Here is a 26,650-nt window from a genome sequence, read left to right as displayed (position 1 = left end):
CGCGTAGGGCGGACCCCGGCCCGCCACAAGGACCCCCGACGAACCCTGCGGCGGCGATGCAAGGCCCGCCCAACGCAGTTGGAATGAGGGTGCGGCCGCAATGCCCGGTAAACTTGCCGCCTCCCTCCCCACATCCCACCTGCCGGAGTTCCGATGTTCCCGCGTGACGCCCGTATCGAAGGTTTTGACCCCGAACTCGCCCAGGCCATCGCCAACGAGAACCGCCGCCAGGAAGACCACGTCGAGCTGATCGCGTCGGAAAACTACGCCAGCCCGCGCGTGATGGAAGCACAGGGCAGCCAGCTCACCAACAAGTACGCCGAAGGCTATCCGGGCAAGCGCTACTACGGCGGCTGCGAATACGTCGACGTCGCCGAGCAGCTGGCGATCGACCGCGTCAAGCAGCTGTTCGGCGCCGACTACGCCAACGTGCAGCCGCATTCGGGTTCGCAGGCCAACCAGGCGGTGTACTTCGCGCTGCTCAATCCGGGCGACACGATCCTCGGCATGTCGCTTGCGCACGGCGGCCACCTGACCCACGGCGCCAAGGTCAACATCTCCGGCAAGCTGCTCAACGCCATCCAGTACGGCGTCAACGACCAGGGCCTGATCGATTACGACGAAGTCGAGCGCCTCGCGCTGGAGCACAAGCCGAAGATGGTCGTTGCCGGCTTCTCCGCGTACTCGCAGGTGATCGACTGGGCGCGCTTCCGCGCCATCGCCGACAAGGTCGGCGCCTACCTGTTCGTCGACATGGCCCACGTCGCCGGCCTGATCGCCGCCGGCGTGTACCCGAACCCGGTGCCGCACGCGCACGTCGTCACCTCGACCACGCACAAGACCCTGCGCGGCCCGCGCGGCGGGATCATTGTTGCCGGCAAGGCGGGCATGGGCGACAAGGCCGAGGAGATCGAGAAGAAGCTGCAGTCGATCGTGTTCCCGGGCATCCAGGGCGGTCCGCTGATGCACGTCATTGCCGCGAAGGCGGTGGCATTCAAGGAAGCGCTGGAGCCGGAATTCACCGCCTACCAGCAGCAGGTCGTCAAGAACGCGCAGGCGATGGCGAAGACGATCATTTCGCGTGGTTACAAGATCGTCTCCGGTGGCACCGAAAACCACCTGATGCTGGTCGACATGATCGGCAAGGGCATCACCGGCAAGGCCGCCGAGGAAGCGCTGGGCAAGGCGCACATCACGGTGAACAAGAACGCCGTGCCGAACGATCCGCAGAAGCCCTTCGTCACCTCGGGCCTGCGCATTGGCACCCCGGCCGTCACCACCCGCGGCTACAAGGAAGCCGACTGCGTGGCGCTGGCCGAGTGGATCTGCGACGTGCTCGACCACCCGAACGACGAGAAGGTCATCGCCGGCGTGCGCGAGAACGTCACGAAGCAGTGCCGGCAGTTCCCGGTCTACGGTTGATGTGAGCGACTCCCCGCCAAGTGCGGGGAGTCTGCTTTCTGGAAGCCGTGCCTGGAAGTTCCTGCTTGATCCCGCGTGACGCCGAGGCCACCCTAGACCCATGCACTGCCCCTTCTGCCAGCACCTCGACACCCGCGTCATCGACTCGCGTGTTTCCGACGACGGCGCGACCATCCGCCGGCGCCGCGTCTGCGAAGCCTGTGGCGAGCGTTTCTCCACGCTGGAAACGATCGAACTGAAGCTGCCGTTGATCATCAAGAGCGACGGCCGCCGCGAAGCGTTCGACGCGCGCAAGCTGCGCGCCGGCTTCGACCGCGCGCTGCAGAAACGGCCGGTGGCGGAGGAACAGATCGAGGCCGCGGTGCGTGCGGTGGTCCACCACCTGCGCATGACCGCCGAGCGCGAACTGGATTCGCGCCGGGTCGGCGAGTACGTGATGGCCGAGCTGCGCAAGCTCGACCACGTCGCCTACGTGCGCTTCGCCTCGGTGTACCGCGCGTTCGAGGACGTGGCCGACTTCCGCGAAGTGCTCGACCGGCTCGAACACGACACCGCCACCGAAGGCCAGCTGCCGCTGATCGACGACGAACCGCCGCCGACCAAGAGCCGCAAACGGTGAACGCCCTGCGCGCCGGCCTCGTCGCCTTCGCCCTGACGCTGTCGGTGGCGATGCCGGCGCAGGCGGGTGGAGCGCGCAAGGCCGCGGTGCCGACGATGAGCGTCGAACACAAGCTCGCCGGGCACTACTACCTCGAAGGCGTCATGGAAACCGGCTCGGAGCTGCAGCTCGACGCCAACGGCCGTTTCCAGTGGTATTTCAGCTACGGCGCGCTCGATCTGGCCGCTGAAGGACAGTGGCAGCACGAAGGCGGCAAGGTCGTGCTGCTGCCCGAGCACTTCCAGTTCCCGCCGCAATATCCGCAAACCGAATTCAAGCGCATGCAACTGCGCGTCGACGGTGCCGATCTCGTTCCCGCGTGGCCGTGGGAAGAGGGCGCCGAGCGCGGCCGTTACGTGTTGAACGAAGACCGATGAGTGAACCGATGTTCAGTGCCACCGATCACCTGATGATGGCCCGCGCGCTGCGCCTGGCCGAACGCGGCGCGTACACGACGCGCCCCAACCCGATGGTGGGTTGCGTGATGGTCCAGGGCGAGGAGGTCGTCGGCGAGGGCTTCCACGCCAGGGCCGGCGAACCGCACGCGGAAGTGTTCGCCTTGCAGGCCGCGGGCGAACGCGCGAAGGGCGCGACCGCGTACGTCACGTTGGAGCCCTGCGCGCACGTCGGCAAGACCGGCCCGTGCGCCGATGCGCTGATCGCCGCGGGCGTGTCGCGCGTGGTCGCGGCGATGCGCGATCCGTTCCCGCAGGTCAACGGCGCCGGCTTCGAGAAGCTGCAGGCCGCGGGCATCGTCGTGGAACACGGCCTGATGGAAGCGCAGGCACGTGCGCTCAACCGCGGCTGGCTGTCGCGCATCGAGCGCGGCCGGCCGTGGCTGCGGGTGAAGCTGGCCACCAGCCTCGACGGGCGCAGCGCGATGGCCAGCGGCGAGTCGAAGTGGATCAGCGGCGAGGCCTCGCGCCTCGACGTGCATCGCTGGCGCGCCCGCGCCGGCGCGATCCTCACCGGTGCCGGCACCGTGCTGATGGACGATCCCAGCCTGACCGTGCGCTTCGACGACGACACCGCGTTCGAACAGCCGCTGCGGGTCGTGCTCGACCCGGGCCTGGCCACCATCGCGCGCGGTCACGTGCGCGATGGCGATGCGCCCACGCTCTACGTCCACGCGCCCGACGCCAAGCCGCCGCGCGGCATCGACGCGCAGACCGCCGCCGCGCCGGTGCACGAAGGCCGCTTCGACCTGGCCGCCGTGCTGCAGCTGCTGGCCGCGCGCAACATCAACGAAGTGCAGGTCGAGGCCGGCGCGACGCTGGCCGGCGCGTTCCTCGCCGCGGGCCTGGTCGACGAGATCCTGCTGTACGTCGCCCCGGTGCTGCTGGGCGACCGTGCGCGGCCCTTGTTCGATGGCCTGCATATCGACGAGATGACCCAGCGCCTGCACATGACCATCGTCGAGTCGCGCCGCATCGGTGAAGACGTGCGTCTGCTGTTGCAGCCGCGCGGCGAGGCCTGAGCTGTCGTGGCGAATTGATGGCCTTGGCGTGGAGGTATGCGTAAACGGCGAACGAACGATGAAGGGGCGCGGGAACAGTGTATTTCTGCTCGTCATCCCGGCGAACGCCGGGATCCAGCCTTTGGCTTTCGTTGGAGCAGGTGCAACCGCTGGACCCCGGCGTTCGCCGGGATGACGGGCTCGTAGTAGCGATGTTGTTTTTCGTGATGGCCCTTGGAAATTCGCCCATGAGCTTCAAGGATCACTTTTCCGGCATTGCCGATGCGTACGCCGCAGCGCGCCCGGAATACCCCGATGAGTTGTTCGACCTGATCGCCGCGCAGGTGCCGTGCGATGCTCGGGTCTGGGAACCCGGTTGCGGCAGCGGCCAGGCGACGCGCGGGCTGGCCGCGCGCTTCGCGCAGGTGCACGCGACCGATCCCAGCGCGCAGCAGGTCGCGCAGCATTGGGCGTTTGATTCGTCATTCCCGCGTAGGCGGGAATCCAAGGACGTTGATCCTTCAAAGGCAAAGTCCATGGATTCCCGCCTCCGCGGGAATGACGGACAGGGCGATATCACGCTCGCAGTCGAATCAGGCGAGCGCACCACGCTGCCCGACGCCAGCGTGCAGCTGGTGGCAGTCGCGCAGGCGCTGCACTGGTTCGACCGCGCCGCGTTCTTCGCCGAATGCGCGCGCGTGCTGGCACCGGGCGGCGTGCTGGCCGCGTGGGGTTACGGGGATTTCGTCGCGCCCGAGGGCATGGTCGAGGAGGTCGCGGACTTCCGCGCCTTGATCGAGCCGTACTGGCCGCCCGAACGCGCCCTGGTCGACGCCCACTACGCCGGCTTCGACTGGCCGTTCCCGTCCCTGCCGGCGCCGCCGCTGTGGCTGGAAGCGGAATGGTCGCTGCCGCATTTCCTGCGCTACCTGTCGAGCATGTCGGCCACGGCCCGCTGCCGCGCCGACCTCGGCGAGGACCCGGTGGCGCGGCACGCGCCGGCGCTCGCCCGGGCCTGGGGCGAGGCGGACGACCTGCGCACGCTCCGCTGGCCCCTGTTCCTGCACCTGCGCAGGAAGCCGTAGGGGCCAGACCCGGCCGCCCAGGGCTTGCAGGGCGGATTCAAGCCCGCCGTCCCGATCAACGCGATTCCAGTGGCGGGCTTGAGCCCGCCCTACGCAGCGTTCCATTCCAGCGGGCAAGGGCCCGGAAAGCCGGGTGCTAGAATTCGCGCCGCCGGTCCGCCGGCACTCACAACTCGTAACGTCTTCAGGGCGGGGTGCAATTCCCCACCGGCGGTAGGTGCGATGAGGTCCGATGGGCCGAACGCACGAGCCCGCGAGCGCCTCCAGTGCAGCGGAGGGTCAGCAGATCCGGTCGAATGCCGGAGCCGACGGTTCAAGCGATCCGGTTTGCCGGAGCGCCCACAGTCCGGATGAAAGAAGACGGCTTCCGCATGGCTCCGTGCCGTGCGTGCGCCTCATGCCTTGGGGGCGTTTTCGCCGGTTGGTTCGCCAGCCATTCGCGGGAAACGTTCGCATGTCCAGATTCCAGTTCCATCCCGTTGCCGCCCCCGTGCCGGAGGCGTGCTGATGTTCACCGGCATCATCGAAGGAGTCGGCCGCATCGCGGCGCTCGAACCGCGCGGCGGTGACGTGCGCCTGCGCGTCGACGTCGGTTCGTTGCCATTCGACGCGGTGCAGCTCGGCGAAAGCATCGCGGTGAATGGCGTCTGCCTCACCGTGGTCGAGTTCGACGCGGCCTCGTTCGTCGCCGACGCCTCCAACGAGACGCTCGCGCTCACCACGCTCGGCAACCTGCAGCTCGCCGCGCCGGTGAACCTCGAACGCGCGATGCGCCCGACCGATCGCCTCGGCGGCCATCTGGTCAGCGGCCACGTCGACGGCGTCGGTCGCGTGCTGTCGATCGCCGAGGACGCGCGTGCGCAACGTTGGCGTTTCGCCGCGCCGGTCGCGCTGCTGAAGTACATCGCGAAGAAGGGCTCGATCTGCGTCGACGGCGTCAGCCTCACCGTCAACGCAGTCGATGGCGAAGGCTTCGAGGTCGCGCTGATCCCGCACACCGTCACGCACACCGCCTTCGCGCAGACGCAGGCCGGCGATGCGGTCAATCTCGAAATCGACCTGGTCGCGCGTTACGTCGAACGCCTGCTGGGTGAACGCAGCCAGGAGCCGCAGGCATGAGTTTTTCCCCGATCCCCGAACTGCTCGAGGAAATCCGCGCCGGCCGCATGGTCGTGATCGTCGACGACGAGGACCGCGAGAACGAAGGCGACCTGATCATGGCCGCCGAACTCGTGCGCCCGCAGGACATCAATTTCATGGTCACCCACGCGCGCGGCCTGGTGTGCCTGTCGCTGACGCGCGAGCGTTGCCGCCAGCTCGGCCTGCCGCCGATGGTGCGCGACAACACCTCGCCGCACCACACCAACTTCACCGTCTCGATCGAAGCGGCCGAAGGCGTGACCACCGGCATCTCCGCCTACGACCGCGCGCATACCGTGCGCACCGCGGTGCGTCCGGACGCGAGCGCCGCCGACCTGAGCCAGCCCGGCCACATCTTTCCGCTGATGGCGCAGCCCGGTGGCGTGCTCAACCGCGCCGGCCACACCGAAGCGGCGAGCGACCTCGCCCTGCTCGCCGGCATGGAGCCCACCGGCGTGCTGGTGGAGATCCTCAACCCCGACGGTTCGATGGCGCGTCGCCCCGAACTGGAAGTGTTCGCCCGCGAACACGGCCTGAAGATGGGTTCGATCGAGGACCTGATCCGCTACCGCCTCGCCACCGAACACACCATCGAGCGCGTCGACGAACGCGAGATCGACACCGAGCATGGCGCGTTCCGCCTGGTGAGCTACCGCGATCGCCTCAGCCGCGCGCTGCATTTCGCCCTGGTGCGCGGCGAGATCGATCCGGCCGAACCGACGCTGGTGCGCGTGCACGTGCAGAACCCGCTGGCCGACGCGCTGCATTGGCGCCGTGCCGACTTCGGCCCCGCGGTCGGCGACGTGCTCGCGGCCATCGCCGCCGAAGGCCGCGGCGCCCTGGTCCTGCTCGGCGACCACGCCGATGCCGACGCGTTGCTGGCACGGGTGCGCGCACAGCCCGATGCCGATCCGACCGCGCACGACGCCCGCCCCAGCCGCGGCCACGCGCTGGCCGAATGGCGCCGCAACGGCGCCGGCGCGCAGATCCTGGCCGACCTCGGCCTCGGCCGCCTACGCGTGCTGGGTACGCCGCGCAAGCAGATCGGCCTGGCCGGCTTCGGCCTGGAAGTGGCCGAATACGTGGAACTGCCGCACTGACGACCCTCGCCGCCGCGGCCCCGGTCGCGGCGACGCGGTAAACTGCGCCCCCCTTCGAGACTTCCGCCCCATGCCCCACTACGAAGGCGACATGCGCGCCGCCCCCGGCGCCCGCTTCGCGATCATTGCCAGCCGTTGGAACCCGCGCATCACCGATGCGCTGGTCGCCGGCGCCCGCCGCACCTTCGCCGACCACGGTGTCGACGAAGCTGCCGTGGACGTGATCCGCGTGCCGGGCGCGTGGGAGCTGCCGCTGGCCGCCCGCACGCTGGCGAGCAAGGGCGCGCACGCGGCGATCGTCGCGCTGGGCTGCGTGGTGCGCGGCGACACGCGCCATTACGAGCAGGTCGCCGACGGCTGTTCCGACGGCCTGATGCGCGTGTCGCTCGACCACGGCATCCCGGTAGCCAACGGCGTGCTCGCCGTCGATCGCTTCGAGGACGCGCAGGCGCGTGCCGGCGGCAGCCATGGCAACAAGGGCGAGGAGTGCGCGCTGGTCGTGCTCGAAATGGCGCAACTGATGGAGCAACTTGCATGAACCGTCGCCGTTCCGATGGCATCGATGGCATATCGTTGCGAATGATTGGGCATCCTGCCCAACATTCGCGCGTCGAGTCCGGCACAGGTCCGGACTCGACTCCGCCGCACGGCTCCGCCGCGCGGCGCGCGGGCCATCCATGGCCCGCTACGGGATCGCAAGCATGAACAGAAACGTCCGCAAAGATGGCATTGATCCCGTAGCCCGCTCGCGTGCGCGCCGCCGCGCGCTGCAGGCCGTGTACGCCTGGCAGCTGTCGGGCGCGAGCGCGCGCGAAGTGGTCGCGCAGTTCGCCCACGAACAGGCGCACGAAGTCGCCGACCTCGAATACTTCGAGGATCTCGTGCACGGCGTCGACAAGCACTGCGAAGAACTCGACGTGGCGCTCGCGCCGTTCCTCGACCGCGACATCGAACAGGTCGATCCGATCGAGCGCGCGGTGCTGCGCATCGCCGCCTACGAGCTGCGCCAGCGCCGCGACGTGCCGTACCGGGTGGTGATCAACGAAGCGATCGAGACCGCCAAGCGCTTCGGTTCCGAACACGGCCACACCTACGTCAACGGCGTGCTCGACCACGCGGCGGCGGAATGGCGCGCCGTGGAATTCCAGGCCGGACGCACGCGCTGACGTGCCGGCGTCGACGGCGCCCGGAGGCCTGGTGAGCGACCCGCCGCGCGCCGCGGAATTCGACCTGATCGAGCTGATCCGCCGTCGCGTGGCGACGCGCGAGGACGTGGTCCTTGGCATCGGCGACGATGCGGCGATCGTGCAGGTGCCGGTCGGCAAGCAGCTGGTCATCGCGGCGGACACGCTCAACCGCGGCATCCATTTCCCCGATAACACCGCGCCGGCCGACATCGGCTGGAAGGCGCTGGCGGTGAACCTCTCCGACCTCGCCGCGATGGGCGCCGAGCCGGCGTGGTGCACGCTGTCGCTGTCGCTGCCGACGGGCGATCCCGACTGGGTCGGCGCGTTCCTCGACGGCTTCCTCGCACTCGCCGCGCAGCACCGCGTCGCCCTGATCGGCGGCGACACCACGCGCGGGCCGCTGTCGGTAAGCGTCGCCGTGCACGGCTTCATCGCACCCGGGCGCGCGCTGCGCCGCGGTGGGGCGCAGGTGGGCGATGACGTGTGGGTGACCGGGACGCTCGGCGAGGCCACCGGTGCGCTGACGCAATGGCGCGCGGGCGCCATCGTCGATCCGGTGCTGCGCGCGCGCCTGGACCGGCCGACGCCGCGCGTGGCGGTTGGCGCACGCATCGTCGACGTGGCGCATGCGTGCATCGACGTCTCCGACGGCCTGCTCGCCGACCTGCGGCACGTCTGCGATGCGAGCGGCGTGGCTGCGGAAGTCGCGCTCGAGGGCTTGCCGGCCTTGCCCGAACTGCTCGCCGCCTTCGAGACGCAACGCCGCCAGGCGATCCAGGCGACCGGTGGCGACGATTACGAACTATGCTTCACCGCTCCCGCCGAGGCGCGGGAAGCGATCGATCGCATCGCCGCCGAATCGGCGACGCCGATCACGCGCGTCGGTCGCATCGTGGCCGGGCAGGGCGTGCGTGCCCTGCGCGCGGACGGCAGCGAATGGATCGCGCCGAGTGCGGGGTTCGTGCACTTCGCCTGAGGCGGGGCGATCCTGGCTCGGACCGATCCCGAGTCAGGCTGATCCAGTCGGGAGAAAAATGCGGTCATCCCGAGCGTGGCGCGGGATCTGCTTTCCTGCGGGTTGCGCACTGCGAATTGACAGCAGATCCCGCGCGTCGCTCGGGATGACATCCGGTACCCGGATTTGCGCATGGTCACTGCGACAGTCGCGGTCGCAGTCACGGATGCCATTCAATCCTTGCCGGAATTCCCGTCGCACTTGTTCCCGAACAGGCCGCCCAGGCGGCCCGGCTTGCACGGTTCCGGCGCCTTCACCGGTTCGCGCGGCTGCGCGGCGGCGATGCGCTCGGCGCGCAGTTTGGCCAGTTGCGCGCGGATCTGCGGCATCGCCGCGAGCGTGGCGCGCTCGCCTTCGAGGATCGCGTCGTTGCGCTGTTCGAAGTCGGCCGGGCCGATGTCGTGGACCTGCGGACGGATGACGATGTTGGCGCGCGCCAACTCCTGCTGGCCGAGCTTCTGGCCCATGATCGTGATCGACTGGTTCACCGTGCCGAGCAGGCTGCCGGGATTCTTGCCGCTGGCCTTGGTCGAGATGTCGATGGCGATGACGAAATCGGCGCCGAGCTGGCGCGCGGCATCGACCGGCACCGGGCTGACCACGCCGCCGTCGACGTAATGCTTCGGCCCGATCGTCACCGGCTCGAACACGCCGGGGATGCTGCTCGACGCGCGCACGGCCTGGCCGGTGTTGCCGCGCACGAACACGGTGCGCTCGCCGGTTTCCAGCTGCGTCGCGACCGCGGCGAACGGCTTCTTCATGCGTTCGATCGGACGGTTGGCGACGAGCTGGTTGACGTAGTCCTGCAGCTTCTGGCCCTTCACCACCCCGCCGGAGAACAGGCTGACGTCGCGGATCTGCGCTTCGTCCAGGCCGAACGCGGTCTTCTGCATCTGGAACGCATCCATCCCGCTGGCGTACAGCGCGCCGACCACGCTGCCGGCGCTGGTGCCGGATACCACGTCCGGGGTGATGCCGTTGGCTTCCAGCATCTTGATCACGCCGATGTGGGCGAAGCCCTTGGCTGCGCCGCCACCGAGGGCGATGCCGATGCGGACCGGCTTCACCGGCGCCGGCACCGGCTTGGGCGCGATGGCCTCGGGCGCGGGCGTGGTGCCGCCACTGGCGCAGGCGCCGAGCAGGGCGGTCAGGACGAACGTGGCGAGCAGCGGCAGCGGACGGAATCGGGCGGACATGCGCGGCGAATGGAAGGCGGGCGCGCAGGATACCGTCGGCGCCACGACATTTCGCCCACCGGCGTCGCAACCGGTCAGCAGGCAGTGGGGCGTTGTCGCGGGATGCCGTTGCGCGGCGGTCGCGCGGGGGTCAGTCGAGATAGCGGCGCAGCCACGGCGCCGGCAGCAGTGGCCGATACCACTTCGAGCCGATCCCGGCGATCGCCTCGTCCGGCTTGGGGCGGCCATGGAACACCACCACCTTGGTGCCGTCCGGCAGCCGCGGTGGCTGCCACAGCCCCAGCGGCAGCGGCCGCACGCAGTCGTGCTTGAAGCTGGCGCACCAGCCCGCGGGCCAGTAGCGCAGCACGCCGTGGCGGCGCATGTAGTCCGAGACGAATTCCTGTTCGTCGCGGAAATCGTCGCGGATGCGCGCGCCGCGCTGCTGCAGCTCGGCGACCAGCCCCTGGTGCGCGCCGGCGCGGAAGCGCACCACCGAGGAATTGCCGCTGAAGCGGTGGCGGTAACGCAGCGGCTTGAAGTCCTTGATGATCAGGAACTCGCCGGGGCAGTCGAAGAACGGATCCAGCGGTTGCGCGACCGCGATGTCGAGGTCGAGGTAGAGCACGTCGCCCTGCAGCAGCGCGGCCGGTTCCGGCCCGAACAGGCCGAGCTTGCGCCAGCCGCGATCGCTGCGGTCGCCGACCACGGGCACGGCCGGCAGGGGGCGGCATTCCACCGCCGCATCGATGCCGCGCGCGTCGTCGGTGAAGCACACCATCCGCAGCTCGCCAGCCACGTGGTTGCGCACCATGCGATGCAGCCTATTGACGTCGTTCGCGGCGAACTTGTCGCCCCATTTCATGCAAACGACCTGGCGGATCGCCATGGCCTTACTTCCCCTGCCTACTGCTTCCACGATAACGCAATGCGGTGCCGGTGCCGAGGGTGTATGGCACTTGGCGGAGGCGCGACGTTCGTGGTTCGTCAACCTTGGCCGCCGCGGCTTCGCCAGCGTGGCGACTCAGGGCTTGCCGAGGGGCGGGGCGGGAAGGGCAAGGCTCGTGGTTTGCCATGGCAGTCGCGTGCGCGGCTTCTGCAGCCTGGGTCCAAGGGCAAAGCTCGTGGTTAACCATCGTCAGCCGCGTGCGCGGCTTAGGCGCCCGGGTGTTCAGAGCGGGTCGAGGGCGGATCGCGGCGCGGCAGCAGCTTGCCGGGATTGAGGATGCCGGCCGGGTCGAACACCGCCTTGATCCCGCGCATCAGCGTCAGCGTCGGCGGATCGATCGCGTGCGGCATGAATTCGCGCTTGGCCAGGCCGATGCCGTGCTCGCCCGAAAGCGTGCCGCCGAGTTGCAGCGTCAATGCGAACACGCGGGCGAGCGCGGCGTGGGCGCGTTCGGCCTGCGCGGCATCGGCCGGGTCGAACAGGATGTTCACGTGCAGGTTGCCGTTGCCGGCGTGGCCGAAGCTGACGATCGGCAGCGCGAACTCCTGCGCCAGCGCGCGCACGCCGTCGACCAGTTGCGGGATCCGCGACACCGGCACGACCACGTCTTCGTTGATCTTGCCCGGGGCGAGCGTGCGCAGCGCGGGCGACAGCGCCTTGCGCGCGGCCCAGAGTTGCTCGCGCGCAGCGTCGTCGGCGGCATCGTCGAGCGCGACCAGGCCGTCGCCGCCGGCCGCGCGCAGCAGCGCCTCGACCGCGTGCGGCAGGGTCTGTGCGTCGCCGTCGGCTTCGATCATCAGCAGCGCGCCCGCATCCGGCGGCAGGTCGGCGCCGCCGACGTCGCGCGCCAGGCGCACGCAGTCGGCGTCCATGAATTCCAGCATCGACGGCGTCACCGGCTGCGCCATCAGCCGCGCGACCGCCTGCGCCGCCGATGCGACGTCGCTGTACAGCGCACGCACGGCACGGCGCTGCGGCGGCAATGGCGTGAGCCGCAGCGTCGCCTCGACGATCAGCGCGAGGGTGCCCTCGCTGCCGACCAGCAGGCGCTGCAGGTCGTAGCCGGTCGCGCCCTTGGTGGTGGCGCTGCCGCAGTGGATCAGCTCGCCGGTGCCGGTGACGGCGACGAGCGCCAGCACGTTGTCGCGGCTGGCGCCGTACTTCACTGCGCGCGGGCCGCCGGCGTTGCAGGCGAGGTTGCCGCCGATCGTGCTGAAGGCCGCGCTGGTGGGGTCCGGCGGCCAGAACAGGTCGTGCGCTTGCAGCGCCGCCTGCAGGTCGCCATTGAGCACGCCCGGCTCGACCACCGCGCAGCGGTCGCCCGGGCGCACTTCGACGATGCGGTCCATGCGTTCGAACGACACCACCACGCCGCCCTGCACGGGCACTGACGCGCCGGTGGTGTTGGTGCCGCGGCCGCGCGCGACCACCGGCACGCGATGCGCGAAACATGCGCGTACGAGCGCCTGCACCTGTGCGCGCGAGACGGGCAGCGCGACCGCGTCCGGCACGGCTTCGCGGCGCGAATTGTCGTAGGCGTAGGCGAGGCGTTCACCGGGATCGGTCAGCCAGCCGCTGCCCTCGCCGAGCAGGGCGGCGAGTTCGCGGTGCAATTCGGCGGGCAGCGGCATGCGCCGATTATGCGTGTGCAGGAGGCGCGTGCGGACCACACGCATGTACGTCGCGATCAGCAATCGTCGGCGCGGAAGGCATCGCGCAACCAGTGCAGGCGCGGTGCGGCGGGATCGCCGTCGGCGGCGATGACATCGAAGCGACAGGCGAGCTGCGCCAGGCGCGGATGCGCGGCGAGGAAGCCCTGCGCGGCGTGCACGATGCGGCGGCGCTTGCCGGCATCGACCGACGCCGCGCCGCCGCCGAAGCGGTCGTTGCGGCGGTAGCGCACCTCCACGAAGACCAGCGTCGCCGCCGGGCCCACGCCTTCGAGCATCACCAGGTCGAGTTCGCCGAAGCGGTAGTTCGCATTCGCGGCGATTTCCTGCAATCCGGCGCGCGTGAGGTGCGCGCGGGCGGCGGCTTCGACGGCCGCACCGAGGGCGCGGCGTTGCAGGCCTGGTTTGTTCGGAACGGGCTTGTCCAAAACCGGCTTGTCCATAAGCCGTGGCGGGGCGGGCTAGTGGCGCGCCGCGTCGGCGAGCGGCACCGCGATGCCGTTGCTGAAGGTCGACCACGCCGGCGTGCGCTGCACGTTGCCGAAGCCGTCGATGCGCAGCACGCCGGTGGCGCCGGCGATGCCGTCGGCGGAATTCGCCAGGTGTTCCAGATGGGCGGTGATCAGCCAGGCGTCGTAGCCGAAGGCGAACAGGCGCGCCGCGCCGCCCTTGGCGTTGGGCAGCACCGCCGCGACGCTGGCGGCGGACGGCAGGCCGCGCACGCCGCGGGTGGTCCAGCTTTCGCTGGGGAAGGCGATGCCGTCGAGCACGCGGTCGTCTTCCGGCTTGCCGGTGCCCGACAGCAGCTGCGAGGTCGCCACGCGCGGCTTGCCGCCCAGGCCTGCCAGGGCGATGCGCGGCAGCAGCTGGCGCGCCGAACCGCCCTTCACCGCGAAAAAGATGGCGTCGACGCCGCCGTCCTTCGCCGCGAACGGGGCGAAATCGGCGGTGCCTTCGCCGACGACGTCGGTGACCACGCCGCCGCGTTCGCCCAGGCGTTCGCGCAGGGCGGCCACGGCGCGGCGCTGGGTGTCGTCCTCGGCGCCGATCACGAGCACGCGGCGCGCGTTGCGGTCGAGGAGGAATTCGGCGGCGGCCAGGCCCTCGTCTTCCGGCGACAGCGAGAAGCTCGCGTTGCCGGCCGGCGGCGGCACCTGCGCGCGATTGAGCGCGAGCACGGGCACCGGCAGGGCGCCGCGGTTGAACAGCGCGCCGACTTCATCGCGGCCGAGCGGGCCGATGACGAAATCGTTGCCTTCGGCCACGGCGCGGTCGTACGCGGCGCTGGCGCCGGTCGAGGTGTCGTAGAAGTTCACGTCCGGGCGGCGCCGGGTCTCGCCGTAGTACGCGGTCAGCAGGCCATCGCGCACCGGCGCGGCGGCCGTGGCCAGGTTGCCCGACAGCGGCAGCAGCACCGCCAGCTTCACCGGCGGCCGGTAGCCGTCGCTTTCGGCCGGCGGACGATTGCCGGCATCGAACTTCCACGCGCTGCGATCGAACGGGCGCGGCAACGGCAGGCCGCGGCGGAGCAGGGCGCGGCCGGCGTAGTTGTAGAGCGCGTGGCCGGCGGGCAGCGCCGCGGCTTCGCGTTGCAGGGTGGGGTTGTCCAGCGCGGCGAGCAGCGTGTCGATCTGCTTCTCGGTCTGCAGCCGCTGCGCGCCGCCTTGCGTCGCGGCCTGCTGGGCGAGCGCCTCGGCCTGGACCATGGCTTCGCTGCGCGGCCCGCGCGCCGCCGGGGTGCCGCTGGTCTGTACCGATGCACAGCCGGCGAGCAGCGACACGAGCATCGCGACGAACAACCATGCCAGCGGGCGCGGGCGCGGGCGGGCGGGCACGGACTTCGACAGGGTCATCGGCGCGGCATTCCTGGGGGACCGGGTAGGATTCTAACCGTCCCGTCCAGATCCTCACGATGCACGCTCCCGGTACCCTTCACGTCGTCGCCACGCCCATAGGCAACCTCGGCGACCTTTCCCCTCGCGCGCTCGACACGCTGCGCAGCGTCGCGGCCGTCTGCGCCGAGGACACCCGCCATACGCGCCAGCTGCTGTCCCATTTCGGGCTCGAGCGGCCGCTGCTCGCGCTGCACCAGCACAACGAGGACGCCCAGGCCGCGCAGCTGGTGGCACGGCTGCTGGCTGGCGAATCGCTGGCGCTGGTCTCGGACGCGGGCACGCCGCTGGTGAGCGATCCCGGCTACCGCCTGGTCGGCGCGGCGCGCGCGGCCGGCGTGCGGGTGTCGCCGGTGCCCGGTGCGTGCGCGGCGATCGCCGCGTTGAGCGTGGCCGGGTTGCCCAGCGACCGCTTCGTGTTCGAGGGCTTCCTGCCGGCCAAGGGTTCTGGGCGCCGCGAGCGCCTGTCGCGCGTGGCGGGCGAGACGCGCACGCTGCTGTTCTACGAATCCGCGCACCGCATCGAAGAGGCTTTGGCGGACATGGCGCTGGTGTTCGGGGCCGCGCGGCGGGCGGTGATCGCGCGTGAACTGACCAAGTTGTTCGAAACGGTGCTCGACGGCTCGCTGGCGGACCTGCAGGCGCGGGTGGCGGGCGATCCCGACCAGCGCAAGGGCGAGTTCGTGGTGATCGTGGAGGGCGCCGGCGAGGATGCCGACGCGAAGATCGCCGAAGGCCAGCGGCTGTACGCCAAGCTGAGCGAATACCTCAAGCCGTCGCAGGCGGCGAAGCTCGCGGCCGAACTGAGTGGGGCGCCGCGCAAGGCGCTGTACGGCGGTGAATAAGAGCCAAAGTGGAACGTGCGAGTGACACACCGAAGTCATAGCCCCCTTGGTAAGGGGGCGCCGCGATAGCGGCGGGGATCGGGAGTGCGAAGCGGGGCCCGAAGTTTGCGCCAGCAAACTTTGGGGTCATTCGACTGCGAAGCAGTAGAATGACCTTGGCGGAGTCGGCCGGACAGTCGCGTCATTCCTTGTGAATGCCGAGGAAAGTCCGGGCTCCACAGGGCACGGTGCCAGGTAACGCCTGGGCGGCGCGAGTCGACGGAAAGTGCAACAGAAAGATACCGCCGAACGGTTCTTCGGAATGCGTGGCAAGGGTGAAATGGTGCGGTAAGAGCGCACCGCGAGTCCGGCAACGGACCGGCACGGCAAACCCCACCGGGAGCAAGACCAAATAGGGAGGCAATGCCGCGGCCCGCGGTGTCTCCGGGTAGGTTGCTTGAGCGTATCGGCGACGGTGCGCCTAGAGGAATGACTGTCCACGACAGAACCCGGCTTACAGGCCGGCTCCGCCACTTCATCTGGCGCATGCGCCAGATGAAGCCCCAAAGTTTGCTGCGCAAACTTCGGGCCCCCTTACCAAGGGGGCTTTTCCCAGTGAGCGCCTCGCGGGTGGTTGCGTTCGCGCTGCGGCGCTCTGGTCTTCCTTCGCTCCGTGCGTCCCTTGGTCCAGAACGGGCGAGCTGGGAGGGCTTGGTGCCGGCTGGCGGGTGATTGCTGCGTCGCAGCAAGGCAGGGCTGCCGGCAAAGGAGAGTTGGACGCTAGCGACGCGACAAGCTTTGAGTCTCAAAAAATGAGACGAAACAATGCTTAGGGAACAACTGTTGATTAAGACTCTGAAGTTCGCTGCAAGCCTTTGATCCGCAAAGTGAAATTGCCTTCAGAAAAGCGTTGACAAGCCATTGGTCGGTGCTAAGGTGGGCATCAGAGGGAAAACCGGGTTTTTCGTGGTTTTTCCGACGAAGGTGACCCCAAAGCCGCCCGGTAGAGGCGGAAAACGTGGCAGGCAGGCGAATGTTCCAAGGCGAAACCGCCATCACGATCGACGACAAGGGCCGGCTGGCGGTGCCCACCGCCTACCGCGAACTCGTCGCGCGCGAATGCGGCAACCGCCTGGTCATCACCTACAACCCCTTCGAATCCGGTTCCCTCTGGCTGTACCCGCTGTCGGTTTGGGAGCGCGTGCGCGATCAGGTCAACGCCCTGCCCAAGGCGAAGAAGGTCAATCGCTCGATGCAGCTGAAGCTGGTCGGTGCCGCCGAGTTCGTCGAACTCGACGGCAACGGCCGCATCAGCATTCCCGCCAGCCATCGCGCGGCGGTCGCCATCGAGAAGAAGGCCGTGCTGCTGGGCATGGGCGACAAGTTCGAGCTGTGGAGCGAGCAGGCGCATCACGCGCAGATCCGTCAGACGGTGTCTGACGACGATCTGAGCGAGGAGCTGCTCGGGTTGCAGCTGTGACGGCGGGTGGCAGCGGACGCGAAGCGGCGTCCGGCCACCTTCCCGTGATGTACCGGCAGTGCCTGGAAGCGCTGCGGGTCACGGCGGAAGGAACATATCTGGACGGCACGTTCGGGCGCGGCGGCCATGCGCGCGGCGTGCTGCAACAACTGGGTCCCGGAGGCCGGCTGCTGGTCATGGACAAGGATCCCGAAGCGATCGCCGTCGCCGAACGCGAGTTCGGCACCGACGCCCGCGTCGCGATCTTCCGCGGCAGCTTCGCCCAGCTCGCGCAGTGGGATGCCACCGCGGGCGGCCTCGACGGCGTGCTGCTCGACCTCGGCGTGTCCTCGCCGCAGCTCGATGTCGCCGAACGCGGCTTCAGTTTCGGTAAGGACGGCCCGCTCGACATGCGCATGGACCCCGAGTCCGGCGAGAGCGCCGCGCAGTGGCTCGCGCACGCTGCCGAGAAGGAGATCGCCGACGTGCTGTGGACCTACGGCGAGGAACGCCAGAGCCGCCGCATCGCCCGCACGATCGTCGCGCGCCGCGCCGAGCAGCCGCTGCTGCGCACCGCGCAGCTGGCCGACCTGATCGCCTCGGTCATGCCGCGCGGCGAGCAGAAGATCCATCCGGCCACGCGCAGCTTCCAGGCCATCCGCATCTTCATCAACCGCGAGCTGGCCGACCTCGAAGACGGCCTGGACGCCGCGTTCGACCGCCTCAAGCCGGGCGGCCGCCTCGCCGTGATCAGCTTCCACTCGCTGGAAGACCGCATCGTCAAGCAGTTCATCGCCCGCCACGCCAAGGCGCCGCCGGCCAATCGCCGCATGCCGGTGGAAATCGCCTTCACGCCGACGCTGAGGGCGATCGGCGACGCGCAGAAGGCCGACCCCGCCGAAACCGCCACCAACCCGCGCGCCCGCAGCGCGGTGCTGCGCGTGGCCGAAAAGCTTCCGGAGGCGGCATGACCTGGCGCCTCCTGCTCACCGTGCTGGTCGTGGCGAACCTGGCCTCGGCGCTCGCCGTGGTCCTGGCGCGCCACCAGCACCGCCAGCTGTTCGTGCAGGTCACGCGGCTGGAAAAAGCCCGTGACGAGCTCAATATCGAATTCGGCCGCCTGCAACTGGAGCAGGCGACCTGGGCCGAGAGCAACCGCATCGACCAGGTGGCGCGCGACCGGCTTGGCATGAAGTTTCCCGAAGGCGCCGAAACCGTGGTGATTCGCCCATGAGGGCCCGGCCATGAGCGCGCGTAACGATCGCAACCGTCAGCACCTCGTCGGCAAGGTCGCCGACGCGCTGCGCGCGCGCATCGCCGCGCAGCCGGCGCAGGGCTCGGTTGCCGCGCGCGCGCGCAACCAGCGCGGCGGCCTGGACCTGCGCAAGCGCCTGCTGATCGTCGCCGGCGTGCTCGGCCTGGGCTCGCTGGCGCTGGTCGTGCGCGCCTTCGACGTGCAGGTGGTGAACAACGACTTCTACCTGCAGCAGGGCCAGGCGCGTTCGCTGCGCGAGATCCCGATCCCGACCTCGCGCGGCATGATCACCGACCGCAACGGCGAGCCGCTGGCGGTGTCCACGCCGGTGGAGTCGGTGTGGGCCAATCCGAAGGAGCTGCTGGCCAACCCGGCGCGCATCCCGGAACTGGCGGCCGCGCTGGGCGTGCCCGCGGACGTGCTGACGCGCAAGCTCAGCCAGCGCGCGAACAAGGAATTCCTGTACCTCAAGCGCCGCATCAGCCCCGAGCAGGCGCGTCGCATCCTCGCGCACAACGTCCCGGGCGTGTTCTCGCAGCGCGAATTCCGCCGCTTCTACCCGCAGGGTGAGGCGATGGCGCACGTGCTCGGCTTCACCAACGTCGACGATCGCGGGCAGGAAGGCCTCGAGCTCTCGTTCGACCACATCCTCAGCGGCAAGCCCGGCTCCAAGCGGGTGATCCGCGACGGCCAGGGCCGCATCGTCGAGAGCGTCGACCTGATCAAGGCCGCCGAGCCCGGCCAGGACCTGACCCTCACCATCGACCGCCGCATCCAGTTCCTCGCCTACCGCGAGCTGCGCAACCAGCTGACGAAGACCGGCGCGAGCAGCGGTTCGGCGGTGATCCTGGACGTCGCCACGGGCGAAGTGCTGGCGATGGTGAACCTGCCCAGCTTCAACCCGAACGCGGCGGCGATGGGCAACATCGAGGCGCACCGCAACCGCGCGGTGACCGACGTGTTCGAGCCCGGCTCGACGATGAAGCCGATCACCGTCGCCGCCGCGCTCAACGCGCGCATCGTCACGCCGAACACGCGCATCGACCTCAATCCGGGCTGGATGGCGCTGGATCGCAAGTACACGATCCGCGACCACAGCAACTACGGCGTCCAGACCGTCACCGGCATCATCACCAAGAGCTCGAACATCGGCGCGGCCAAGCTCGCCGCGCGCATGGACGACAAGTACTTCTACGACTTCGTGCACCAGTTCGGCTACGGCCAGAAGCCGGGCAGCGGCTTCCCCGGCGAATCCTCGGGCGTGCTCACCGCGCCGGGCAGCCCGAGCTGGTACGGCACGACCAAGGCCACGATGTCCTACGGCTACGGCATGTCGGCCACGCCGCTGCAGATCGCGATGGTGTACGCGGCGCTCGGCAACGGCGGCAAGCTGATCCGGCCGACCTTCGTGAAGGGCGAGCGCCACGAGCCGAAGCAGGTGCTCGACCCGCAGATCGCGCATGAAGTCATGCGCATGATGCAGACGGTGACCGAAACCGGCGGCACGGCCACGCAGGCGGCGATCCTCGGCTACCACGTCGCCGGCAAGACCGGCACGGCGCGCAAGTTCAGTGAAACCGGCGGTTACACCCGCCGTTATCTGTCGTACTTCGCGGGCGTGGTGCCGGTGCAGAACCCGCGCTTCTCGATGGTGGTGATCGTCAACGATCCCGACCCGGAGCGGGGCTATTTCGGTGGCCTGGTGTCGGCACCGGTGTTCCGCAGCGTGATGGATGGCGCGCTGCGCCTGATGGACGTGCCGCCGGACGACATCGACACGTGGATGGCGGCGCAGACCAAGGCGCAGCACGCGAACGAACTGCGCGGCGAAGAAGGCCCGGTGCTGCCGGACGCCACCGCCGCGCCGCTGGCCGACGCGACCCTGCCCACGCCCGTGAGCGGGGGTGCGCAATGAGCCGCTCCATGCTCCTGCGCGAACTGCTTCCCGACGTCGCCGGCATCCCCGGCGACCTGGTCGTTTCCGGGCTGGTGATGGACAGCCGCGAAGTTCGGCCCGGCCACGCCTTCGTCGCCATTGCCGGGTTCGGTGCGCATGGCCTGAAGTTCGTCGCGCAGGCGCGCGCCGCGGGTGCGAGCGCGATCCTGTTCGAAGCGCCGGCGCCGGCCGACCTGCCTGCGCCCGCCGATGCGATCGCGGTGCCGAACCTGCGTGCGCGCCTGGGCGAGCTCGCCGACCGCTTCCACGGCGGCGTGACCGACGCGCTGACGATGGTCGGCGTCACCGGTACCAACGGCAAGACCTCGACGGTGCAGCTGCTGGCGCAGGCGTGGACGCTGCGCGGCACCCGCGCCGGCACGATCGGCACGCTGGGCGCGGGCCTGTACGGCGACGTCACCCCGACCGGGTTCACCACGCCGCTGGTGCTGAAGCTGCACGACCTGCTCGCGCAGTTGCACGATGCCGGCGCGCAGGCGGTGGCGATGGAAGTCAGCTCGCACGCGCTCGACCAGGGACGCGTCGATGGCGTGCATTTCGACGTCGCGGTGTTCACCAACCTCACCCGCGACCACCTCGACTACCACGGCGACATGGACAGCTACGGCGCGGCCAAGGCGCGCTTGTTCGCGTGGCCGGGGCTGAAGGCAGCGGCGATCAACCTCGACGACGCGTTCGGCCGCGCGTTGCAGGTGCAGCTGCCGGCAACCGTCCGCGCGATCGGTTTGAGTTCGCGCGGCGCGGACGGCGCCAGCCTGCGCGCCGGCGCGCTGCGCCTGGACAGCGCCGGCATCGCCTTCGAACTGGCGAGCGCGGACGAATCGGCGACGGTGCGTTCGCCGCTGCTCGGCCGCTTCAACGTCGACAACCTGCTGGCCGTCGCCGGCGTGTTGCATGCGCTGGGCGACCCGCTCGCGCAGATCGCCGCGACGCTGTCGCAGCTGCAGCCGATCCACGGCCGCATGAACCGCCTCGGCGGCGATGGCGCCAACCCGCTGGTCGTCGTCGACTACGCGCACACACCCGATGCGCTGGAACAGGCCTTGAAGTCGCTGCGCGCCCACGCGCAGGCGCGGCTGGTCTGCGTGTTCGGCTGCGGCGGCGAGCGCGACCGCGGCAAGCGCCCGCAGATGGCCGCGATTGCCGAGGCGAACGCGGACAAGGTCATCGTCACCGACGACAACCCGCGCAGCGAGGACGGCGACCGGATCGTCGCCGACATCCTTGCCGGTTTTGCCCGTGCCGATGCGGTGACCGTGCAGCGCGATCGCGCCGCGGCCATCGCGCGCGCCATCGGCGAGGCCGGCGCGAACGACATCGTGCTCATCGCCGGCAAGGGCCATGAGCCGTACCAGGAAATCAACGGCGTGCAGTATCCCTTCGACGACACCGACGTCGCGCGCGCGGCGCTGGAGGCACGGGCGCCGCGCATGGATGCGCAAGGCTCGCGTGCGCAGGATGCGCAGGAGCGATCATGAAGCCGCTGCGCCTTTCCGACATCGCGCGCATGACCGGCGGCCGCCTGCACGGCGAAGACGTGCTGGTCGACGGCATCGTCACCGACACCCGAGCCCTGCTGGTGGGCGGCCGCACGCTGTTCATCGCACTCAAGGGCGAACGCTTCGACGGCCACGACCACGTCGGCGCCGCGGCGCAGGCCGGCGTCGCCGCGGCCCTGGTGTCGCGCCTGGTCGATGCGTCGAACGCGTCCGGCGCGTTGCCGCAGGTAGTCGTGGCCGATACCGAGCGCGCCCTGGCCGAGTTCGCCGCCGCCGTGCAGCGCGAACGCGGCAACGTGAAGGTCGTCGGCATCACCGGCAGCAACGGCAAGACCAGCGTGAAGACGCTGGTGCTGGCCATCCTCGCCCGTGCCGGCCGCGCCTACGCCAACCCGGGCAACCGCAACAACGAGATCGGCCTGCCGCTGGCGGTGCTCGATGCACCCGAGGATGCGCAGTTCGCCATCTACGAGATGGGCGCGGGCAAGCCGGGCGACATCGCCTACCTGACCGACGTGGTGCGCCCCGACGTGGCCATCGTCAACAACATCGCCCCGGCGCACCTGGAGCGCATGGGCAGCCTGCTCGGCGTCGCCGACACCAAGGGCGCGATCTACGACGCGCTGCCCGAAGACGGCGTCGCGGTGATCAATGCCGACGAGGCCTTCGCGCCGTTCTTCGCCGAGCGCTCGCACGGGCATCGCCTGATCCGTTTCGGCCTCGACGCCACCGCCGACGTCACCGCGCGCGACATCGCGCCGACCGACGGTGGTTCGCGCTTCGTGCTGGTGGCGCCGCAAGGCGAGGTCGCCGTCGACCTGGCCATGCCGGGCCGGCACAACGTGCGCAACGCGCTCGCCGCCGCGTCGATCGCGCTGGGCCTGGGCGTCGCGCTGGACACCATCGCCGCCGGCCTCAATGCCGCCGAGCCGGTCGCCGGTCGCCTGATCGCGCATCGCCTGCGCAACGGCGCCGTGCTGATCGACGACAGCTACAACGCCAATCCCGGCTCGCTCGTCGCCGCCATCGATACCCTGGCCGAGACCAGCCGTGGCGGCGAAGGCTGGCTGGTGCTGGGCGACATGCGCGAGCTCGGCGCCGATGCCGCGCAGATGCACGCCGAGATGGGCCGCCGTGCCAAGGCCGCGGGCATCCGTCGCCTGTACGCGTTCGGCGAGCTCAGCGCGGAAGCCGCCAAGGCCTTCGGCGACGGCGCCTCGCAATACGACAACCACGACGTACTCGCCGCCGCGCTGCTCGCCGAGCTGCGCGCGGGCGTGCGCGTGCTGGTGAAGGGCTCGCGCGGCAGCGCGATGGACAAGATCGTCAAGGCGGTACTCGCCGCCGAATCGTCTGCCGCCGGGGAGGGCGCGACGCATGCTTCTTGAACTTTTCCGCTGGCTGGAACAGCTGCAGAGCCTCTTCGGCCTGTTCGGCTACCTGACCTTCCGCGGCATCCTCGCCGCGTTGACCGCACTGCTCCTGTCGCTGTGGTGGGGCCCGGCGGTGATCCGCCGCCTCGCCCAGCTCAAAGGCGGCCAGCCGATCCGCAAGGACGGCCCGCAGTCGCACTTCTCCAAGGCCGGTACGCCGACCATGGGCGGCGCGCTGATTCTGCTCACCATCCTCGCCTCGGTGCTGCTGTGGGGCGACCTGCGCAACCGCTACGTGTGGCTGGTGCTCGCGGTGATGGTGGCCTGCGGCGCGATCGGCTGGTGGGACGACTGGATCAAGATCGTCAAGCGCGATCCCAACGGCATGCGTTCGCGCACCAAGTACTTCCTGCAGTCGGTGATCGGCCTGGGCGCCGGCCTGTTCCTGTACTACACCGCCGACGTGCAGTCGGCGACCACGCTGTACATCCCGTTCTTCAAGAACGTGGCGCTGCCGCTGGTCGGCGTGGCCGGCGTGGTCTTCTTCATCGCCATCACCTACCTGTGGATCGTCGGCTTCTCCAATGCGGTGAACCTGACCGACGGCCTCGACGGCCTCGCGATCATGCCGACCGTGCTGGTCGCCTGCGCGCTGGGCGTGTTCGCCTACGCCTCGGGCAACGCGGTGTTCTCCAACTACCTGCAGATCCCGCAGGTGCCGGGGGCGGGCGAGCTGGTGATCATCTGCGCCGCGATCGCCGGCGCCGGCCTGGGCTTCCTCTGGTTCAACACCTATCCGGCCATGGTGTTCATGGGCGACATCGGCGCGCTCGCGCTCGGCGCCGTGCTCGGCGCGATCGCGGTGATCGTGCGCCAGGAACTGGTGCTGGTGATCATGGGCGGCATCTTCGTCATCGAGACGCTCTCGGTGATGATCCAGGTGGCCAGCTTCAAGCTCACCGGCAAGCGCGTGTTCCGCATGGCGCCGATCCACCACCACTTCGAACTGAAGGGCTGGCCGGAGCCGCGCGTGATCGTCCGCTTCTGGATCATCTCGGTGATCCTCGTCCTCGTCGGCCTGGCCACGCTCAAGATCCGCTGATGAACGACCTCTCGCGCCAGGCAACACGACTCGACGAAATCGGCGGCCGCTACGATCCGTGGCTGCTGGTGATTTCGTGCGTGCTCGCGTGCCTGGGCGTGGTGATGGTCGGTTCGGCGTCGATCGCGATCGCCGAAGGCCGCGACGCGGGCCCGTTCTACTACCTGACCCGCCACGTCGCCTTCGTCGCCGTCGGTGTCGGCCTCGCCATCGCGGCGATGCGCACCGAAATGAAGACGATCGAGCACTACAGCCGCTACCTGCCGATCGCGGCGCTGGTGCTGCTGCTGCTCGTGGTGCTGCCGGGTATCGGTTACACCGCCAAGGGCGCACGTCGCTGGCTGAACCTCGGCATCGGCACTTTCCAGCCGGTGGAAGCGGTCAAGCTGATGCTGATCGTGTGGCTGTCGAGTTACCTCGCGCGCTTCCGCGACGAAGTCAGTGCGACGTGGAAGGCGATGATCAAGGTGCTCGCGGTGGCCGGCCTGCTGGTCGGCATCCTGCTGGTGATCCACAAGGACTTCGGCTCGTCCGCGCTGCTGCTGGCGATCACCGCGGGCATGCTGGTGCTGGGCGGCGCCAACCTGCCGCGCATGCTGCTGCCGGTGCTGTGCGCGTTGCCGGCGCTGGCGCTGATGATCCTGATGGAGCCGTACCGCGTGCAGCGCCTGGTGTCGTACCGCGACCCGTGGGCCGACCCGTTCGGCTCCGGCTACCAGCTGACCAATGCGCTTATGGCCGTGGGCCGCGGCGAATGGTTCGGCGTCGGCCTCGGTGCGTCGGTGCAGAAGCTGTCGTACCTGCCCGAGGCGCACACCGACTTCATCCTCGCGGTGATCGCGGAGGAGCTCGGCTTCGTCGGCGTGTTCGCGATCATCGCGCTGTACGCGGCGCTGGCCGGCCGCGCGTTCTGGATCGGGCTGAAGTGCGTGGAAATGCGTCGCCACTTCGCCGGCTACGTCGCCTTCGGCATCGCGTTGTGGATGTCGCTGCAGAGCTTCGTCTCGATCGGCGTCAACCTCGGCCTGCTGCCGACCAAGGGCCTGACCCTGCCGCTGATCTCCTCGGGTGGCTCCAGCGTGATGATGACCTGCGCCGCGCTCGGCGTGCTGCTGCGGGTGTCGTTCGAGCTCGACCGCGCGCAGCGCCAGGTCGCGCGCCTGCGTGGCGAGGCGGCAATGCCGGCGGCCGGGAACGTTCCCGCGACCGCGCAGCCGCTGCCGGTGGTCACCGCCGCCGAAACGCGCGGTACCAGCCGCCTGCGCCAGCGCGTGGAACCGGTGTTCGGCAAGACCGCGGGGAAGACCGCATGAGCGCGTCGGTCGCCGCCACCAATTCCGAGCTGCATCCGGTGATGATCCTCGCCGGCGGTACGGGCGGTCACATCTTCCCCGGCCTGGCAGTGGCCAAGGCGTTGCGCGAGCGCGACGTGCCGGTGCTCTGGCTGGGCAGCGAAGGCGGCATGGAGACGCGCCTGGTTCCGCAGCACGGCATCGCCATCGATACCATCGCGGTGCGTGGCGTGCGCGGCAAGGGCATCGCGACCCTGCTGTCGGCGCCGTTCAAGCTGCTCGGTGCGGTGAATGCCGCGCGCCAGACGTTGCGTCAGCGCCAGCCTCGCGCCGTGGTGAGCTTCGGTGGCTTCGCGGCGGGCCCCGGCGGCCTCGCTGCGAAGCTGGCGGGCATCCCGCTGATCGTGCACGAACAGAACCGCGCGCCGGGCATGACCAACCGCGTGCTGGCGAAGTTCGCGCGCCGCGTGCTGAGCGGCTTCCCGCAGACGTTCGCCAACGAGGAAGTCGTCGGCAACCCGGTGCGCGCGGAAATCGCGGCGGTGGCGCCGCCGGAGCAGCGCTTCGCCGGCCGCGAAGGCCCGCTGCGCCTGCTGGTGCTGGGCGGCAGCCAGGGCGCGCGCGCGCTCAACGGTGCCGTGCCCAGGGCGATCGCGTCGTTGCCGCGCACGCTGCGCTTCGAGATCCGCCACCAGTGCGGCGAGAAGATGCGCGAGGACGCGGTGCGCGCCTATGCCGACGCCGGGGTCGAGGCCTCGGTCGAACCCTTCATCGCCGACATGGCCGCTGCCTACGCCTGGGCCGACATCGTGATCTGCCGCGCCGGTGCGCTCACGCTCGCCGAGCTGTGCGCGGTCGGTGTCGGCAGCGTGCTCGTGCCGTTCCCGCAGGCGGTCGACGACCACCAGACCAAGAACGCGCAGTTCCTGGTCGACCGCAACGCCGCGCAGCTGCTGCCCCAGGGCAGCGACGTCGCCGAACTGGCGCAGCGCCTGTCCGCCACGCTGGAAATCCTCGGCGAGCGCGAACTGCTGCTGCCGATGGCCAAGGCCGCGCGTGCGCTGGCCAAGCCGGATGCCGCCGAGCGCGTCGCCAGCATCGTGCTCGAACTATCGAACAAGGAACATCCATGAGCCCGCA

Annotated in this window: 26 protein-coding genes, 1 other RNA gene and 1 riboswitch; of the genes, 21 read left to right on the top strand and 6 right to left on the bottom strand. The window is 69.8% G+C overall.

Annotation, left to right across the window (positions count from 1 at the left end):
- The first annotated feature begins 153 nt into the window (after positions 1-153).
- From glyA to ribD, 4 genes are all read left to right on the top strand, one after another.
- Positions 154-1,422 carry a serine hydroxymethyltransferase gene (glyA, locus tag H8B22_RS03885; RefSeq protein ID WP_187712808.1) on the top strand — a complete coding sequence of 423 codons (1,269 nt, stop codon included), beginning with the start codon at positions 154-156 and terminating at the stop codon, positions 1,420-1,422.
- Between the two features lie 100 nt (positions 1,423-1,522).
- On the top strand, positions 1,523-2,041 hold the full coding sequence (nrdR, locus tag H8B22_RS03880; RefSeq protein WP_187712807.1) for a transcriptional regulator NrdR: 519 nt from the start codon (positions 1,523-1,525) through the stop codon (positions 2,039-2,041).
- On the top strand, positions 2,038-2,457 hold the full coding sequence (locus tag H8B22_RS03875) for a hypothetical protein (protein WP_187712806.1): 420 nt from the start codon (positions 2,038-2,040) through the stop codon (positions 2,455-2,457). The genes nrdR and H8B22_RS03875 overlap by 4 nt, the downstream gene beginning before the upstream one ends.
- A gap of 8 nt (positions 2,458-2,465) precedes the next feature.
- Positions 2,466-3,557, top strand: a complete 1,092-nt coding sequence (gene ribD, locus H8B22_RS03870; protein WP_407060824.1) for a bifunctional diaminohydroxyphosphoribosylaminopyrimidine deaminase/5-amino-6-(5-phosphoribosylamino)uracil reductase RibD — start codon at positions 2,466-2,468, stop codon at positions 3,555-3,557.
- 92 nt (positions 3,558-3,649) lie between these two features.
- On the opposite strand, the gene H8B22_RS14885 is transcribed toward ribD, so the two are convergent.
- Positions 3,650-4,003: a hypothetical protein gene (locus H8B22_RS14885; RefSeq protein ID WP_237683889.1), complete on the bottom strand. Its 354-nt coding sequence runs from the start codon at positions 4,001-4,003 to the stop codon at positions 3,650-3,652.
- Between H8B22_RS14885 and H8B22_RS03865 the strand changes: the two genes are divergently transcribed.
- The 6 genes from H8B22_RS03865 to thiL all read left to right on the top strand — a co-directional run bounded on the left by H8B22_RS03865 (position 3,962) and on the right by thiL (position 9,024).
- On the top strand, positions 3,962-4,621 hold the full coding sequence (locus H8B22_RS03865; protein WP_237683878.1) for a class I SAM-dependent methyltransferase: 660 nt from the start codon (positions 3,962-3,964) through the stop codon (positions 4,619-4,621). The genes H8B22_RS14885 and H8B22_RS03865 overlap by 42 nt on opposite strands.
- A gap of 176 nt (positions 4,622-4,797) precedes the next feature.
- Positions 4,798-4,987, top strand: a riboswitch (FMN riboswitch).
- A gap of 141 nt (positions 4,988-5,128) precedes the next feature.
- A complete protein-coding gene (locus tag H8B22_RS03860; protein ID WP_187712803.1) occupies positions 5,129-5,740 on the top strand; it encodes a riboflavin synthase in 612 nt (203 codons plus the stop codon).
- Positions 5,737-6,861: a 3,4-dihydroxy-2-butanone-4-phosphate synthase gene (ribB, locus tag H8B22_RS03855; RefSeq protein WP_187712802.1), complete on the top strand. Its 1,125-nt coding sequence runs from the start codon at positions 5,737-5,739 to the stop codon at positions 6,859-6,861. Before H8B22_RS03860 ends, ribB begins: the two co-directional genes overlap by 4 nt.
- 70 nt (positions 6,862-6,931) lie before the next feature.
- Entirely contained in the window at positions 6,932-7,399 is a 468-nt protein-coding gene (ribH, locus tag H8B22_RS03850; protein ID WP_187712801.1) for a 6,7-dimethyl-8-ribityllumazine synthase, read from the top strand.
- Between the two features lie 163 nt (positions 7,400-7,562).
- Positions 7,563-8,027, top strand: coding sequence for a transcription antitermination factor NusB (gene nusB, locus H8B22_RS03845; RefSeq protein ID WP_187712800.1), 465 nt, complete (start codon positions 7,563-7,565; stop codon positions 8,025-8,027).
- 31 nt (positions 8,028-8,058) lie between these two features.
- A complete protein-coding gene (gene thiL, locus H8B22_RS03840; RefSeq protein ID WP_187712799.1) occupies positions 8,059-9,024 on the top strand; it encodes a thiamine-phosphate kinase in 966 nt (321 codons plus the stop codon).
- Positions 9,025-9,236: 212 nt separating this feature from the next.
- Here the strand turns inward: thiL and H8B22_RS03835 are convergent, their stop codons facing one another.
- The 5 genes from H8B22_RS03835 to H8B22_RS03815 all read right to left on the bottom strand — a co-directional run bounded on the left by H8B22_RS03835 (position 9,237) and on the right by H8B22_RS03815 (position 14,710).
- Positions 9,237-10,259 carry a patatin-like phospholipase family protein gene (locus H8B22_RS03835; protein ID WP_187712798.1) on the bottom strand — a complete coding sequence of 341 codons (1,023 nt, stop codon included), beginning with the start codon at positions 10,257-10,259 and terminating at the stop codon, positions 9,237-9,239.
- 130 nt (positions 10,260-10,389) lie between these two features.
- Complete coding sequence (locus H8B22_RS03830) at positions 10,390-11,127, bottom strand: glycosyltransferase family protein (RefSeq protein ID WP_187712797.1); 738 nt, start codon at positions 11,125-11,127, stop codon at positions 10,390-10,392.
- A 266-nt stretch (positions 11,128-11,393) separates the two neighbouring features.
- The gene (locus H8B22_RS03825) at positions 11,394-12,818 is read right to left on the bottom strand and encodes an FAD-binding oxidoreductase (protein WP_187712796.1); all 1,425 of its coding nucleotides are present in this window, start codon (positions 12,816-12,818) and stop codon (positions 11,394-11,396) included.
- 56 nt (positions 12,819-12,874) lie between these two features.
- Positions 12,875-13,255: a YraN family protein gene (locus tag H8B22_RS03820; protein ID WP_225876322.1), complete on the bottom strand. Its 381-nt coding sequence runs from the start codon at positions 13,253-13,255 to the stop codon at positions 12,875-12,877.
- A gap of 63 nt (positions 13,256-13,318) precedes the next feature.
- The gene (locus H8B22_RS03815; RefSeq protein ID WP_187712794.1) at positions 13,319-14,710 is read right to left on the bottom strand and encodes a penicillin-binding protein activator; all 1,392 of its coding nucleotides are present in this window, start codon (positions 14,708-14,710) and stop codon (positions 13,319-13,321) included.
- A gap of 59 nt (positions 14,711-14,769) precedes the next feature.
- Between H8B22_RS03815 and rsmI the strand changes: the two genes are divergently transcribed.
- From rsmI to murG, 11 genes are all read left to right on the top strand, one after another.
- Positions 14,770-15,594 (top strand): 16S rRNA (cytidine(1402)-2'-O)-methyltransferase, encoded by an 825-nt coding sequence (rsmI, locus tag H8B22_RS03810; protein WP_187712793.1) that lies wholly within the window; start codon positions 14,770-14,772, stop codon positions 15,592-15,594.
- Positions 15,595-15,754: 160 nt separating this feature from the next.
- Positions 15,755-16,106, top strand: an RNA gene (rnpB, locus tag H8B22_RS03805) — RNase P RNA component class A.
- Between the two features lie 500 nt (positions 16,107-16,606).
- Positions 16,607-17,053, top strand: a complete 447-nt coding sequence (mraZ, locus tag H8B22_RS03800; protein ID WP_187712792.1) for a division/cell wall cluster transcriptional repressor MraZ — start codon at positions 16,607-16,609, stop codon at positions 17,051-17,053.
- Complete coding sequence (rsmH, locus tag H8B22_RS03795) at positions 17,050-18,003, top strand: 16S rRNA (cytosine(1402)-N(4))-methyltransferase RsmH (RefSeq protein WP_284690674.1); 954 nt, start codon at positions 17,050-17,052, stop codon at positions 18,001-18,003. Before mraZ ends, rsmH begins: the two co-directional genes overlap by 4 nt.
- A complete protein-coding gene (gene ftsL, locus H8B22_RS03790) occupies positions 18,000-18,266 on the top strand; it encodes a cell division protein FtsL (RefSeq protein ID WP_187712790.1) in 267 nt (88 codons plus the stop codon). Before rsmH ends, ftsL begins: the two co-directional genes overlap by 4 nt.
- Before the next feature lie 10 nt (positions 18,267-18,276).
- A complete protein-coding gene (locus H8B22_RS03785; protein WP_187712789.1) occupies positions 18,277-20,202 on the top strand; it encodes a peptidoglycan D,D-transpeptidase FtsI family protein in 1,926 nt (641 codons plus the stop codon).
- Positions 20,199-21,722, top strand: coding sequence for a UDP-N-acetylmuramoyl-L-alanyl-D-glutamate--2,6-diaminopimelate ligase (locus H8B22_RS03780; RefSeq protein WP_187712788.1), 1,524 nt, complete (start codon positions 20,199-20,201; stop codon positions 21,720-21,722). The genes H8B22_RS03785 and H8B22_RS03780 overlap by 4 nt, the downstream gene beginning before the upstream one ends.
- Complete coding sequence (locus tag H8B22_RS03775; RefSeq protein WP_187712787.1) at positions 21,719-23,131, top strand: UDP-N-acetylmuramoyl-tripeptide--D-alanyl-D-alanine ligase; 1,413 nt, start codon at positions 21,719-21,721, stop codon at positions 23,129-23,131. Before H8B22_RS03780 ends, H8B22_RS03775 begins: the two co-directional genes overlap by 4 nt.
- Positions 23,121-24,218, top strand: a complete 1,098-nt coding sequence (gene mraY / locus H8B22_RS03770; protein ID WP_187712786.1) for a phospho-N-acetylmuramoyl-pentapeptide-transferase — start codon at positions 23,121-23,123, stop codon at positions 24,216-24,218. The genes H8B22_RS03775 and mraY overlap by 11 nt, the downstream gene beginning before the upstream one ends.
- Complete coding sequence (ftsW, locus tag H8B22_RS03765) at positions 24,218-25,531, top strand: putative lipid II flippase FtsW (protein WP_187712785.1); 1,314 nt, start codon at positions 24,218-24,220, stop codon at positions 25,529-25,531. The genes mraY and ftsW overlap by 1 nt, the downstream gene beginning before the upstream one ends.
- Positions 25,528-26,643 carry an undecaprenyldiphospho-muramoylpentapeptide beta-N-acetylglucosaminyltransferase gene (murG, locus tag H8B22_RS03760; protein WP_187712784.1) on the top strand — a complete coding sequence of 372 codons (1,116 nt, stop codon included), beginning with the start codon at positions 25,528-25,530 and terminating at the stop codon, positions 26,641-26,643. The genes ftsW and murG overlap by 4 nt, the downstream gene beginning before the upstream one ends.
- The last annotated feature ends 7 nt before the right edge of the window (positions 26,644-26,650 follow it).

The sequence above is a fragment of the Lysobacter terrestris genome, assembly GCF_014489475.1.
In the GTDB taxonomy this organism is placed as follows: domain Bacteria; phylum Pseudomonadota; class Gammaproteobacteria; order Xanthomonadales; family Xanthomonadaceae; genus Agrilutibacter; species Agrilutibacter terrestris.
This window is presented reverse-complemented; position numbering and strand designations above follow the sequence as displayed.